Origin of the sequence: Bacteroides sp. 2201st1_D9_2201SCRN_220225 (genome assembly GCF_040928965.1) — a bacterium.
Classification (GTDB): Bacteria; Bacteroidota; Bacteroidia; order Bacteroidales; family Bacteroidaceae; genus Bacteroides; species Bacteroides stercoris.
The window spans coordinates 1-13597 of the sequence record NZ_JBCODG010000007.1; the positions used below are offsets into that span (position 1 = coordinate 1).

Annotated in this window: 14 protein-coding genes; 12 read left to right on the top strand and 2 right to left on the bottom strand. The window is 38.3% G+C overall.

Annotation, left to right across the window (positions count from 1 at the left end; translation table 11 throughout):
• The 11 genes from AB5903_RS03300 to AB5903_RS03350 all read left to right on the top strand — a co-directional run.
• Positions 1-471 (top strand): transposase (locus AB5903_RS03300; protein WP_368117649.1); only part of this gene is annotated, 471 nt, incomplete at its 5' end.
• A gap of 476 nt (positions 472-947) precedes the next feature.
• Positions 948-1112 (top strand): hypothetical protein, encoded by a 165-nt coding sequence (locus AB5903_RS03305; protein ID WP_272709930.1) that lies wholly within the window; start codon positions 948-950, stop codon positions 1110-1112.
• Positions 1113-1300: 188 nt separating this feature from the next.
• Positions 1301-2344 (top strand): DUF3871 family protein, encoded by a 1044-nt coding sequence (locus tag AB5903_RS03310; protein ID WP_272198110.1) that lies wholly within the window; start codon positions 1301-1303, stop codon positions 2342-2344.
• A 96-nt stretch (positions 2345-2440) separates the two neighbouring features.
• Complete coding sequence (locus AB5903_RS03315; RefSeq protein ID WP_272198109.1) at positions 2441-2935, top strand: hypothetical protein; 495 nt, start codon at positions 2441-2443, stop codon at positions 2933-2935.
• Positions 2936-2943: 8 nt separating this feature from the next.
• Positions 2944-3225 carry a hypothetical protein gene (locus AB5903_RS03320; protein ID WP_272709931.1) on the top strand — a complete coding sequence of 94 codons (282 nt, stop codon included), beginning with the start codon at positions 2944-2946 and terminating at the stop codon, positions 3223-3225.
• A gap of 244 nt (positions 3226-3469) precedes the next feature.
• Positions 3470-3970: a hypothetical protein gene (locus AB5903_RS03325; RefSeq protein WP_272198106.1), complete on the top strand. Its 501-nt coding sequence runs from the start codon at positions 3470-3472 to the stop codon at positions 3968-3970.
• A 157-nt stretch (positions 3971-4127) separates the two neighbouring features.
• Positions 4128-5741, top strand: coding sequence for a hypothetical protein (locus AB5903_RS03330; RefSeq protein WP_368117650.1), 1614 nt, complete (start codon positions 4128-4130; stop codon positions 5739-5741).
• The gene (locus AB5903_RS03335; RefSeq protein WP_272198104.1) at positions 5710-6693 is read left to right on the top strand and encodes a hypothetical protein; all 984 of its coding nucleotides are present in this window, start codon (positions 5710-5712) and stop codon (positions 6691-6693) included. The genes AB5903_RS03330 and AB5903_RS03335 overlap by 32 nt, the downstream gene beginning before the upstream one ends.
• A gap of 134 nt (positions 6694-6827) precedes the next feature.
• Positions 6828-7181, top strand: a complete 354-nt coding sequence (locus tag AB5903_RS03340) for a hypothetical protein (RefSeq protein ID WP_272198103.1) — start codon at positions 6828-6830, stop codon at positions 7179-7181.
• Between the two features lie 167 nt (positions 7182-7348).
• Positions 7349-8035 (top strand): recombinase family protein, encoded by a 687-nt coding sequence (locus AB5903_RS03345; protein WP_272198102.1) that lies wholly within the window; start codon positions 7349-7351, stop codon positions 8033-8035.
• 4 nt (positions 8036-8039) lie between these two features.
• Positions 8040-8273: a hypothetical protein gene (locus AB5903_RS03350; RefSeq protein WP_272198101.1), complete on the top strand. Its 234-nt coding sequence runs from the start codon at positions 8040-8042 to the stop codon at positions 8271-8273.
• A 485-nt stretch (positions 8274-8758) separates the two neighbouring features.
• Here AB5903_RS03350 and AB5903_RS03355 read toward each other — a convergent pair whose 3' ends face one another.
• Both AB5903_RS03355 and AB5903_RS03360 read right to left on the bottom strand, forming a co-directional pair.
• Complete coding sequence (locus tag AB5903_RS03355) at positions 8759-10657, bottom strand: ATP-binding protein (protein ID WP_272709933.1); 1899 nt, start codon at positions 10655-10657, stop codon at positions 8759-8761.
• Between the two features lie 623 nt (positions 10658-11280).
• Complete coding sequence (locus AB5903_RS03360) at positions 11281-12231, bottom strand: hypothetical protein (protein WP_272709934.1); 951 nt, start codon at positions 12229-12231, stop codon at positions 11281-11283.
• A 379-nt stretch (positions 12232-12610) separates the two neighbouring features.
• Here AB5903_RS03360 and AB5903_RS03365 point away from each other — a divergent pair, with 379 nt between their 5' ends.
• Positions 12611-12919: a hypothetical protein gene (locus AB5903_RS03365; RefSeq protein ID WP_272709935.1), complete on the top strand. Its 309-nt coding sequence runs from the start codon at positions 12611-12613 to the stop codon at positions 12917-12919.
• Positions 12920-13597 lie beyond the last annotated feature (678 nt).

Sequence of the window (13597 nt, forward strand, 5' to 3'; positions counted from 1 at the left end):
ACCAAACGTGACAAGACAGCGAGTGGATACATCACCGAAAGTGCCCGGTATAAAGCAAAAAGATGCGAAGGTTGCCCTTTGCGTGGCAGTTGTTTTAAAGCTCGGGGGAACCGTATTATAGAAGTCAACCACCGATTAAATCAATACAAACGGCAGGCACGGGAAAGATTGCTCTCAGAAGAAGGTATCAAGCATAGAGGCAGGAGGTGTATAGAACCAGAAGCTGTGTTTGGACAAATGAAATACAACATGGCATACAGAAGATTCCGGCATGTGGGAGAAGACAAGGTTACAATGGACTTTGCTTTCTTTGCTATAGCCTTTAATATCAAAAAAATGTGTGCTAAACTGATAAAAGAAGGAAAGGGGCTCATTACAGTTGCCAAATATATGTTTATGGGACTATTTATAACCCGATATAATTGGAATATAGCAACTTGTTGCCAAATGCATGAGGAAAAAGTAGCATAGCCAAAAGAAAATATAGCAGAACTTAAAATATAAATGAGGTTGTGCCAACGTTTTGACACAACCTCGTCTTGTTTTCCCTCTCCAAAGCCTTCAAACTCTTATATATGAGAAAAAAGCTTGGAGCATTATTCAGCACTGCAATGAAAAGTGCGTACGGCTTCAAGCATTAATGATAAAAACAATTACCGGGTCACGCTTATTTTCAGACGATGGATAAGATGGCGATTCGATGATGCGTAGCAATTCCAGTATGTGGACAAGACATAAAAGTTCCCCACGAACGAATGTATGCCGCATGATAGGCCAAGTAAATGCGAGGAGCTATTTACAACGGTTCAACTATCACAGCCAGTCGAAAGATTGGTTTATTTTTTTCTTCTTCTCCCCTTCCTTGATTTCCCCTCAAAGCCTTATATATGAGAAATATATATATAAGAATAGAAATAATAACTAACAATTTAAAACAACTAAGAGACATGGGAAATTTAATTAAAGGATTGAAGGTCGCAGCTTATGTGGCCGAGATTATCGTGGCAGGTTCCGTAGTAATCGAGCTTGCGGAGAAGTATAGTGGCAAATTCGGAAAAAAGAAGATTGCCACGGGTGAAGTCAAGGCCGTTGATGTTGCGACTGAAAACTGATAGTACGTCTGATGAATGGATTATGACAAGAAAGCAGACGTAATAATAACCGTATTGGAGGTAGCAACTTCAATACTCAAAGGGATAAAGAAGCTAAGAGGTATATTCATAAAAGCAAAGAAATGACACCTCTTGGCTTTTTGTTTTTTCATCGCATTTTATTAACCGACCAAAAAATAACAAAGAGTATGGAAACAATGACTAATGAACTTACTGTCATTCCAGGGACAATCGGAATGATGGGCGGAATGGGTATGCTTAAACCTGAATTTATCGAAGACGCAGTAATCGTATCGGAAGAGGAACAGGAGGAGCATCCCAATTTTATTGAAAGTAACACTTCGGGTATTACGCTTGAAGAACTTGAAAGAAACTGTATCGTACCCAGCTTCAGTGACAACCAGCTAACAATCAGCCACCAGACATTCATACACCGGATCGAGGATGCTGCAAGGAGCTATTTTACAGGTGAGAACATTGGAAACACAGAGATCAGAGTTTCACATAAAATCCTGGGCAGGGTGCCGAGTGCATTGACCAAAAGGAAGGAGGAGCTTAAACCTGAGGACGAGACCATCTATTATCAACGTATGGCTTTCTGTTTTCATATCCGTTCCATGAGCAGAATGATGAACGGCGAGGAGGTACATTTATGTATCGGCGGTGTAAGAAGTCTGAACGAGGAGAACCTGTATACCCGAAAATCACCTGAAAAATTCAAGATATTCATAGGTTGGCGTGTGCGTGTATGTTCAAATCTAATGCTGACAAATGATGGCTTGACCGGACGACTGGAAGTGATGAGTGACACTGATATTTACAATTCGGCGCTACGGTTATTCCAGGACTTCAATCCGGAACACAATTTGAGACTACTTGAGAACTTGGGAAGAACCAAGGTTTCACAGGAACAGTTCTGTCAGATTATAGGCAGATTGAGATTGTATCAAGTCTTGCCTGCATCACAACTTAGAGAACTGCCGAAGGTGATTTTAGGTGATTCCAATGTCAATGCGGCAACCAAAAACTACGTGGATAATCCTAATTTCGGGTTACGTGGCAGAGAGAATATTACCTGTTGGGATTTGATGCAACTTCTTAATGACGCCGCCAAACAATCCTACATAGACAAGTTCCTGGAGCGAAATCAGAACTGCACTGATTTTGCAGTTGGTATCCAGAAAGCCTTGAACGGTGAGGATACGGAGAATTACGGATGGTTTTTGAGTTAGGCCTGAAAATAAATTAACTCACAAGGGAGAAAGATCAGAATATAACAAACATGGTCTTTCTCCCTTTTTTGTTGAACCCTTTTAAAAATAAATGATATGAGCAGATTGGATATACTTAAAGCTTCCCTGGAAAAGAAGCAGGCTAGATTTAATAGAAAACTGAACGAGCATTTTTCCGATGTGAAGAGTGCCAACGGACAACCCCTTAACGACAAGAGAAACGGATATTCAACGATGAAACGTTGGGACAGGCAGAATGAAACCCTTTCCAAAATACAGAAAGAGATTGAAAAGACCCGTACAGCGATTGAACGTGAAGAAAGCAGAATAAGATGTATTGACCGTAACAGAAATTCAATGCCCGAAGAGATTCAAAAGCTTATCAATGACGGCACTTTAAAGCAATGGGGCAAATATCCCCATATCATGTTTGTGGAAGGTGTGGATAAAGCACGTATCATATGGGATGACAGGAAGAAAGTGGTGATGCACAAGTTCGTAAGTTCCATTACCGATACAGAGCAGAGAAGGAAGTTTGCCCGGGTGTATAACTCACTCAATGCATCAATCAATAAACAAAACAAGAAATAAAAAACACTATGGAAAGACAAGAATTGGAAAACAGCAGGGAATTCAAGGCTGCAAAAGAACTTGAACATGCCCTGAACGATTACGGGTGGAATGAAAAGAGGTTCGCTTCGGCAGTAACTACATTCCACAGGACCCTGCAACAGACCTTATTCAGAAGTATGGTTGAAGTGATAAGGATCATGGGAAGTGAAGGTTACGGATATGACCTGAGAAACAAGTCTTCCCATGAGATATGTAAGAAGATAGTTGAGTCCGGAGCTTTGGAGGACTGTCATTTACCTTTTATTTAGACCATGGTTTATGAGTGTTGCTGTTCCGATATGACCCTGGCGGAATGGAACAGGAAAATGAAAGGAATAAAGCCTGTCAATTACAGATGGCTGATTAATAAGATCAGGAAGCATGTACCTCAGTTGTACGGGATGCTTGCTTTACAGTTTTATAACCCCTATGAGAACAGATGTGGAGTGACGAAAGACTACTATATTCTGGTTCATTCCGGCATTGAGTATTTCATAAAAAAATAGAGACAATATGGCAATTAATATCAATGACGAGCTTTTCAAGAGATATGCTCCAAAGAAGAAAATAGAGATCATAAAGAATCTTACTTCTTCCGAACTCCTGGCAACAACTCCTGCTACTATGGAAAGAATCATAAAAGAAGCAGGTCGGTATCAATATAAATCCGTAGACAAACGCCTGTTCATCAGCCGGGACAGACAGGAAGGTAATTCCTGGAACAGTATGGTCGAGGCGGTAGAACTGATGAAAGGCAAGCTCTATCTGGACATTTATTTTCAGACGGATTCGACGGACGGAAACATTACGGAACAATACAACAGCTTTTTCAACCGTGGAGAATACAGGGGGAAGGTCATTCTTACAAACAGATATGGTGATCAGGAACCCTACTACTTCATCTACTCTGAAAAAGACAAGACGATGGTTTTAAAAAGTATTCTTCTTGAATACGTTTACACCAGGTACTCTTCAAATCTACAAGAAGATGGCCGAAAAGGAAGTTTACTATAAGATTTCCAGAGAGATAATGGGATCAGGAATACTGGATAACGACAGTATTTCATAACGGTTGAAACATACCGAACTAATATTCCGGGGAGGGATATTTCCGATTAAAAGGAAGTATCCCTCCTTTTTTATTTACTGACAATTTAAAATTCAGAAGATTATGTTATACTATAATTTTTATGGTTACGAAGGATTCAAGGCCTGTTTCGGCCTTGAAAAGAGAGACAATGGCACGGTGGTAAGAAAGAACAGGATACTGCTGGGCCATCTGAAAAACCCTGCACTACTCAAGTATTGCAGGGAACATAACGACTATGCCCTGCTGCGTATATGTGATATGGCTGACCTACAGAAGAAAACGGTTGAAGCCATTTTGAGTTCGGGAAAGAATGATGAAAAGCTGCCCCATAAAGTGGAACTGATAGGTGAAACATACTATTCCTCCAAATATGAGACCGACGAATTCAGAGGCTTGTGTGAGGACCTTGACAAACATTCAATCCGTTATATCAACGTTGAACGTAACCGAGTCTTCAAGATGAGGGCCGGCAAGTTCATGAGGGAGCTTATCCTTGAGACAGAGATAGGGAAACTTCTTTCTCCCTGTGTGGTAAACTGGATTGCCGGGGATGTGTTCACCCAGCATTGGTGCACTTATACTCATGGCTATACTTCCGGTATAGAATTACATGTCAACGATGAGTTTGAGAAGATCTATGACAGTGATTACTGTAAAGGTGATTTCAATTCATGTATGGTGGACAGGAACCGTACTTCATTCTATCGTGATTCGGTAAAGTCCAAGGCTGCTTACATAACTGATAAAACAGGTCTGATTGTAGCCAGGTCCATTCTGTTTACCGAGGTTACGGATCAGGATGGCAGGAAATGGAGGCTGCTTGAAAGACAGTATTCCTCGGAAGGCGATGATGCATTGAAACGCCTGCTGGTGGATAAACTTATTCAGGAAGATTATATTGACGGCTATAAGGTGATTGGCGCTTCCTGTCATGATGCAAATTCCTTTGTGGATGTTTGTGGCAACTCTCTGTCTGATAGAAAATTTGAAATAGATTGTGATTTGGACATGGAAGACACGCTTTCCTATCAGGATTCTTTCAAATGGTATGGTTATAATCAGAACAAAGCCTATAACTACGAAAACTCCAGCTTCTCATATACCCTTGACACCACAGACCTGAACCTTTATGGCGATACTGATGAAGATGAGGATGAAAGTCTATGGGATGAATATCACCAATACGACTGTGATGATACCACACTCTGCTACCTGCATGGAAATGAGATAAATGTAGATTCCGAAAACCTGGATGATTTTGTATGGATAGAATCCAAAGAGGAATACCACCATAAGGATGACTGTGTATGCTGTGACAATTGTGGGGAGAACCTGCTGGAAGATGATGCGGAGTACTCCGAAGTGACAGAAGAGCATTATTGCTGCAAGGAGTGTATGGAAAAAGCGGAGGATGAGTTCAAGCGGAAGAACTGGTACTATTCAGAATATGACGGTGAATGGTACGAGGATTACACCGATATAACCCGGATTAATATCTGGAATGAATCGGAAGGTATCTATGAGGAGAAGTCCATTAGTATAGACACATTGGATGGATTGATTGAGAATGAAGATGTATGGGAGTTCGGTGAGGATGTATTTGACAAAGTAAATCCGAGTACCAATCTCCCGTATGGTTATAAACTTAAAAAAGAGATGAATCATGAATACGCAACTGTTGAAGAGACTGTATAGTATCTACAGTCCCAGTGGAAAGGAGCGGAAGATGGTGAAGTTCCTCTGTTCCTATATAAGACAACTGCCCGGAGACATATCCGTGTCAAAGGATAAATTCGGGAACCTGTATGTAGTAAAGGGAGAAGCTGAGACCTATCCTTGCTTGGTGAGCCATATCGACCAGGTATCACACTGCAACCATTCAAAGGATTTCAAGGCGTTAGAGACAAGGGAAATCATATTCGGTTATTCGCCAAAGAACAGGAGGTTTGAGAATTTGGGAGCCGATGACAAGAACGGAGTGTTTATCTGCCTTGAATGCCTGAAGAAATATGATGCCGTTAAAGTAGCCTTTTTCAGGGAAGAGGAAACGGGATGCAGGGGAAGTTCTGAAGCGGTGATGTCTTTCTTCGAGGATGTAAGGTTCGTTATCCAGCCTGACAGAAAGGGTGATTCGGATCTGATTACAAGTATCGGATATTCTGACTTGTGTTCCGAAAAGTTTATAGAAGCCCTTGAACCTGAAAAATGGGGTTACATGGAGGAGAACGGCTTGATGACCGATATTCTGACTTTGAAAGAGAAAGGGCTTGGGGTCTCCTGCATCAACGTCTCATGCGGTTATTATAATCCTCATACTGATGAAGAAATCACTGTCAAGAAGGACCTGATGAAGAGCCTGCTGTTTGTAGAGCATATCATAGAGGAGTGTACCGATGTATATCCCCATACGCAAAGTGACCCGTATTTCAGTCCTTATGAATTTGAGGATGAGATTTACGATATGCTGAACTATGACCCGACTTTAACTCCCGAAGACCTTTATGAAATGTATTCCACAGATTTTCCACACTTGAGACTGGATGATTACGAGAGGATATGCAGGGATTACCGGATGCTTTGGAAAGAATATGACGAATATAAACTGATAAACGGCAACGGATATGAAAACGAGAAGGTTCTGTCCTAAATGCGGACGTATGCTTTTAAAATCAAGGATTGAAGGCTATGTATTCCAGTGTATGAACTGTGACGAGGATTTCTACAGGTTTGAAGTCCTTACGAAAAAGCAGAAAAGAATGATGGATTTAAAAACACAGAGTCATGGAAAGAGACAAGAATAATGATTTGGAATTGGCCGTATATATCTGGTCAATCCTGAAATCCAATCTCCCCGTCCTTATGTCTTGGGGAGTTGAGATTGAAACAGTGAAAGTAATAACATGTGGTCTTGAATTCAAGGTCAGCGGATTCAAGCACACCGGAAAAGTTCAGATAGTATTGAATGAAGGTGTGGACCTGTTTGAAGTCTGTCTTCTTGGTGAGGATGGGGAAATCAAAGACAAGAGAGAGGGCATCTGCTTTGACATGCTTGTTTCTGAGGTGGATGAACTTGTAGAGAAAACGGACGATTATGAAAGGAGGATTGCTGAAACATACAACATCATAAGGTATTAGCTGTTCTCTGAGAAATCGGAATATGTGATAATAGGCTTTCTGGGAGGGAGTAGAATTTATAAGAACTCGAAATCTCATGGAAAGCCTTTTTTATGAACCAATGTGAATGGTTCCATAGATTAGACGAGCATCTAACTTGTGGAACTATTGTTAAAAAACGAATAACAATGAAGAACAACAACCAATACGTGGCTTATCTCCGGGTAAGTACACAAAAGCAAGGATATTCAGGATTGGGAATTGAGGCACAGAGGGAGATAATACAAAAACATCTTCATGACAAAACTCCGATTGCTGAATATGTTGAAATAGAATCGGGTCGGAAGAAAGACAGACCCAAACTTAAAGAGGCGTTGATACTTTGCAGGAAAACAGAAGCCATATTGATAGTAGCCAAACTGGACCGGCTGGCAAGAAATGTTTCATTCCTATCCAACCTATTAGAAAGTGATGTGGATATAGTCTTTTGCGATTTCCCTGAGGCTAACAAAATGGTGCTGCATATTCTGTCTGCAATATCTCAATACGAAGCTGAATTAATAGCAGCCAGAACGAAAGCATCATTGCAGGCTAAGAAAAGCAGAGGATTTAAATTGGGTAATCCTGAGCACTTGATGGATAAGCATAAGCAAGCCATCCGGAACAGTATCAGAAGTTGTAAGGAGAAAGCTGACAACAACCCTAATAACAAAAGAGCCGTTGCGATGCTTCGGACATTAATCAAGGAAGAATATACCCTGAAAAGCATGGCGGATACTTTGAACAAGGAGGGTTTCGTTACTTCTCAGGGGTGTAGTTTTTCAAAATCAACTGTATATAAACTGATTAAAAGGTATAACTTAAAAGAAGATTGAAATTATGGAACCCAAGTATGTATTGATTTTAGATTTTTGTGTCGGCTGTTTGAATATCATAAAGCTGACGGATGAAGAACTGAGAGAATCGGAGAATTACGAGGATTTTGAAGATTTTCTCTCAACCATCGAGGAGAAATACGGATTCAGACTTAATAATTGCCAATGGATGACTACTGAAAATTTAGACATCTATTGCTATCAGAACGGAGAAGAGACAGACCCTAATCTGTTATAACCAAATTAAGAAGAGAAACTGAGGTAATACTTGGTTTCTCTTTTTTTCTTTTTTTGGAGTTGGTCGGAGACGAAAGTATGAAACGGAGTGTAATGTAATACATAACTGGAAGACAAGGTGGAATAAATATGAATTATTTTATTAAGCTCTGAAGTAAATAAATTGTGTCATGCGCTGGCTCATTGGTCTATTACTGATTTTACATATGCAACATTTTTGGTATTCAATTTGAACAATGGAGAGTTAGCATTTAACTTTAGCATTGTTTGGCAACAACTTGAATAAGTCACATTTACCTCAAGAATAACCTTTATAGATATAAGGAATGCTTTGTTGGGTTAAGCTGAAAATTGCTTTTAACCGCTTAATACTCACAAACATTGAAAATTAGAGGCTTTTTTAAATGAATTATATTATTTATGCATGCAAATATAACTGATTCATACTTGTCTTTATTGTTAAAATTAACACTTTTAATTATTAAATTATATGTTTAACTTAATTTGTGCGTATAAATCCATGCCAGGGACATCGTCATACCGAGATGCTATCTTTTGTCTAAGCCCAAACATTCGCCTTTCTGCTGTATCCACTAATTGATCAAATGTTGTAACAAAAAGAGTACCTCTACCATTTTCTCCGATTTTAGTAGGTGATGTTAAATTGTCAGCAATAGAATCACCAACAACATAAGCTGTAATCTGGCAGTCAACACCTAAATTAGAACTTAATAAATCCTCTACATATCCTTGTGCTTGATTGCGTTCTTCTCTTTTAATCTTAAATCCTCCTTTTTTAAGTTCAATAAGTAACAACTTACGCACCTTGACTAATCCTAGGTCTGATGGTATGTCTTCTATTCCAGTTACTCCAACAGTACTATCAGGCAAACAAATTAAATCTGGTCTCTTTTTGTAATTTGCATCTGACGTTAAATATTTGACATCTGTAAATATCTTCTCAACAGCAGTCTTCATTTGTTGATTGAATATATATTCAGATGACTCATATTCAGGGCCAAATAACCATCTTGATTCAGCGATCATTGGATGTAAAACATGTAGTTCATCCGTTGTTTTGTCTTTTCCGAGTTTTCTAATAGCTGTTATTATTGAAAGTCTTCTGTCAATTTCATTAAGAACAACTAACGCGTCACTTACTGTCCATTTGCTTAACAAACTATTTAAACCATCAATATCATCTGAACTTAATGTAGATAGTTTCTCCAATAATTCATGTCCGTTTTTGGAGTTTTCCATATTGATAATAGTCTGAACAACAAGATTAACAGATTCTTGTTTAACTTTAGGATTCGTCTTAACTATTTCTGTTATTACACTTTTTACCTCCTCTCGGACTAAAGGATTAACTTTTTTAAGTGACTGCTTAATAGGAATATCCAGATTTTCTGTTACATTTGAAATTGTAGCGAGGGCAACACTCTCAAACGAATCATTTATAAAGTTTTCTACTACTTGATACACCTTTTCAATTTCATCTGATACTTTAAAACCGCTCCAATCTTCTTTTATGTATTCTGCTAAATCGTTTGACTTTATAATAAATGTGTATCTTTTAGCTAAAGAGGTTCTTCCGTCTAAAACTAAATTTCGACCAAGGGACCAAGATGGCTCACCCACAAGTCTTCCTGACTGCCAAAAAGCAATTCCTTGAAATATGCTTTTTCTTCCAGCTTTTGTAGAGTCAATAAAGTATGCTGTAAGGTGAATGTTTGTTCCTTCTATGTCTATCTCCGCAGGTTCTGTTTCTCTTGTCAAGTCTTCCAATTCTAAGGTTCTGTGATTTACGGTAATCTTAAACTGTGGATCGTGAAGAAATCTTGCAGATAAAATTTCAGAGATTTTGTTAATTGCAGGAAGATTCTTGGTAACAACGACCTCCAGTCTTGTTCCATTTCCCGTACTAGATTCTTCATTCTTTTCTATAACCGCAAATGGTTGAGACTTTACATTAGGCTTTATTTTAAATGTTAGTTTTTTACCATCTTTTATGGTAATTACTTTGTATTCATTTCCGAAACAGAATAAACCATGTCTTCCAACACCATTTCGGCCAAAGGCACATCTATTACCCTTTTCTCCATTAGGGAATATTACATTCCGCCCTTGCTCTTTCAAACGGTTATAACGCAGTGTCATCCAATGGTGTTGAAATTCTGATTCAGACATACCAACACCATCATCCTCAATATATAGTAATTGATTCTTTTCCTCAGGGATGGATAATGTAACATGCGATGCACCAGCATCCCATGCATTTGCAACGAGCTCTGTCAATGCCACATCTGGCTGAGTTACAATGCTTCCCAATGAGCGAAGAATATAATCTTCTTCATATAGTGAAGGGAATAAAACATTATCCATATGCTACTTTTACTATGATTTACTGAACAATAAATTTAATACTACTACAAAGTTAATGATTTTTAGGGTTTGTGAATTGTGTGTACCTATGTTTTTTGTTAAGGTTGTTTCTTTTTATTAAATTCGCTGTTTAATTCAAAAAAGATATTTATCTTTGTATTAATAATAAAGCGTTCTTTTCAATAATGCAGAATAAGACAGATAAGGGAACTTCGCTTGTTTCTAAATCGTTACCTGCCGTAATTTATGATTCTGTAAATCGTTTGTTATCAGCGAAAAAAATCAATAATATGTCTCGCAAGATGATAGCTGATGTTTTATCTATTTTGGCTTTTACCGCCATCTTCTTAAGATGTTTGTTACAATTGCCGATCCCTGTCAATCTAAAAAACTTTATCCTGGCTTGTTTCCGTTCCTTTCCGGCAACCATTTCAATGCAGACTAGTTCAGTGGAATTGTCACTTGTTTCCCTGTATTTTGCATTGCATGGATTGAAAAGTAAACTGGAAGCAGATTATATGATTCACTATTGTTTATATCTTAATAATACTCACTCAGGCGGCGTGAGCCTACAACTAATGCAGTATGTCCCAAAATCAATTTTTTTCTCAAAAATAGGGAAATTACTTATAAATGATATGTTTCAAAGGAAAAGGTTCTTCCGTTATAGGTTGTTTTTCAGACTTGGCAGAAGAAAGAGAAACAGAAGCCTTCTTATCCTTCTTTTTAGGAAGTGGTTCAACAGTATACAAACCATTTTCATCTTTGACCAACTGATAGTTGCCGGTATTCAGCCATTGATTCCACTCTTTAAATAAGGATTGTATAAACAGAAATAAATCATCTGATATATTCAAATCTTTACCACGTTGACAAGGGAAAATTACATGCCCATTCTCTATGGATATTTTCTTTCTTGCTCTATCCAAAGCTTTGAGATAAACGACTTGATTATAGGCATAATGCGGATTAAATCCGTTGCCATTCATAGCATCAATAGCGACATAAGACATTATACCTTTGGTTTTCAAAAAGGTCGTGTCCGTAAGAGTCTTTTTAAATTCTCTCGCTTCCTTCCATAACCGGACAGTAGCAAGTCCTGTCAAACTATCCGAGTAAGAAGGATTGATTTCCTTATTCAGTTCCTCATAAATTCCCGGCAGTAGAGTGTCACAATAAGAGGTTATGGCAAAATTACCACTCTCAATCCTTATATTTACAGTGGGGTTGCTTATCACTGAATCATTAAACACAAAAGCGATCTGTTTTCCAATGGCTTTTTCTGTTTCTTCCGCCCATCGGTTCATATAATATGGATTTATCTGTCCAGAAATTACATATTTACCAAAAGCATCCGAATCTAATCGTAAAACACTGAAATCTTTCGTAGTAACGATAGGCTCTAAAGAAAGGCTGTCATTGGGATTGCCTGTTACATGATACCATCCGTTTTTACGGTGGGTTGCAACAGATTTATGCTGACATCCAGCCAATAAAAGTAGTATGGCAAGCATCGACACGACTGACGGAAGTGTTAATAGGGTTACATGGCAAAAAGGTATTTGCGTTTTCATAGGCTGTATATTGATAGTTTGTCGGTAAAGATACGTAATTTGACGAAAGGCGGATAACCGATTGGCTGATTTATTTCGCCTCAAGGAGGAAAAGAGATAGGGAAATGGGGGAAAAGACTATTTTTTATAACTTTCTCAATTTCATCTATCCAGAAATCAGTAAAAAATTAGGTTTTAGAGGTTCCCCTTTCCGCTTTCCCCTCTTCTCTTGAGGGAGGGAAGAAAGAAGAGAATGAGCCAACTCTAATGTTATAATTCCCAAACTCCGGAATGGATACGAAGCTTTGCAGGTTGAACTATAACAGAAGACCTTATCCATCATCCCCGTTAACATAAAAAATTATTATCTTTGTCTCCCGTTATGGTTACAGTCGGAGATATGAATGAATTGATGTCGGCTTTTAGGATGAGGGCTGACAGTATAATAGTTTCTGACAAGGTTGTCGGAAATTCATTGTTGATAGCCGGAAGGATTCAGAACAGAGTTTTTCCCGAAATTGTTCTTGAAAGGATTGCTGCTACCGGAGGCGTTTGTAAGGTATCTGTCGGTGAAGGTGTTGTGATAGAGATAGATAAGGAGGTTGCTGAAGAAACGGTTGAACTATTGGCTTGTCTTGGGGAGCAGAACATAGAACTTGATATTGAGGAAGTGGGAAAAAGAAAGATCAACCTGTATTATGGGGGCTGATCTTTTTCCGGTTATTTCAGTCCATGATAGCTTTGCCTCAGTACTGGTCGGACGGATGATGTATTTTAATGATATGGCTGCCGAATAATATAACTTAAGAAAATGATATTCAATTAACTCCTCTTATTACCAAAAATCCATTACTCTATATATTAGAAATGATAGGCAAGAAGAAAAAGTAATTCCGTTTCTCCTTAGAAAAATCTATAAATTATAAGTAAAGGGGTAAGGCGGAGCCAATGTAGTGAGAATGTAATACATGACTGGAAGACAATGTGTTATAAATATGAATTATTTTATTAAGCTCTGAAGTAAATAAATCGTGTCATACTGGTCTATTAAATAGTGTAAAATAAACTGTGTCATGTGCTGGCTCATTGGTCTATTACTGATTTTACATATGCAACATTTTCGGTATTCAATTTGACCAATGGAGAGTTAACAGAATGCATCAATATTTTTCCTTATGCAATCTATTCCTTTTAAGTAAAATCTCTCATTTTAAGAAAAAAAGTTGCATGAAATTATTGTATATCTTTCTTCTTTCGTTTGTTGTAGGCTCACGCCGCCTGAGTGAGTAGTATAATAGACATCTTATAGTTATTATACAATTGGCTTTCAGTTAACTCTTGCATGAAGAAGCTATCAATGTTTATTGATGAGGTAGAGGATATTCTG

Coding starts and splice junctions, on each gene's coding strand:
- AB5903_RS03305 (WP_272709930.1), top strand. CDS start 948: ATGGGAAATTTAATTAAAGGATTGAAGGTCGCAGCTTATGTGGCCGAG.
- AB5903_RS03310 (WP_272198110.1), top strand. CDS start 1,301: ATGGAAACAATGACTAATGAACTTACTGTCATTCCAGGGACAATCGGA.
- AB5903_RS03315 (WP_272198109.1), top strand. CDS start 2,441: ATGAGCAGATTGGATATACTTAAAGCTTCCCTGGAAAAGAAGCAGGCT.
- AB5903_RS03320 (WP_272709931.1), top strand. CDS start 2,944: ATGGAAAGACAAGAATTGGAAAACAGCAGGGAATTCAAGGCTGCAAAA.
- AB5903_RS03325 (WP_272198106.1), top strand. CDS start 3,470: ATGGCAATTAATATCAATGACGAGCTTTTCAAGAGATATGCTCCAAAG.
- AB5903_RS03330 (WP_368117650.1), top strand. CDS start 4,128: ATGTTATACTATAATTTTTATGGTTACGAAGGATTCAAGGCCTGTTTC.
- AB5903_RS03335 (WP_272198104.1), top strand. CDS start 5,710: ATGAATACGCAACTGTTGAAGAGACTGTATAGTATCTACAGTCCCAGT.
- AB5903_RS03340 (WP_272198103.1), top strand. CDS start 6,828: ATGGAAAGAGACAAGAATAATGATTTGGAATTGGCCGTATATATCTGG.
- AB5903_RS03345 (WP_272198102.1), top strand. CDS start 7,349: ATGAAGAACAACAACCAATACGTGGCTTATCTCCGGGTAAGTACACAA.
- AB5903_RS03350 (WP_272198101.1), top strand. CDS start 8,040: ATGGAACCCAAGTATGTATTGATTTTAGATTTTTGTGTCGGCTGTTTG.
- AB5903_RS03355 (WP_272709933.1), bottom strand. CDS start 10,657: ATGGATAATGTTTTATTCCCTTCACTATATGAAGAAGATTATATTCTT.
- AB5903_RS03360 (WP_272709934.1), bottom strand. CDS start 12,231: ATGAAAACGCAAATACCTTTTTGCCATGTAACCCTATTAACACTTCCG.
- AB5903_RS03365 (WP_272709935.1), top strand. CDS start 12,611: ATGAATGAATTGATGTCGGCTTTTAGGATGAGGGCTGACAGTATAATA.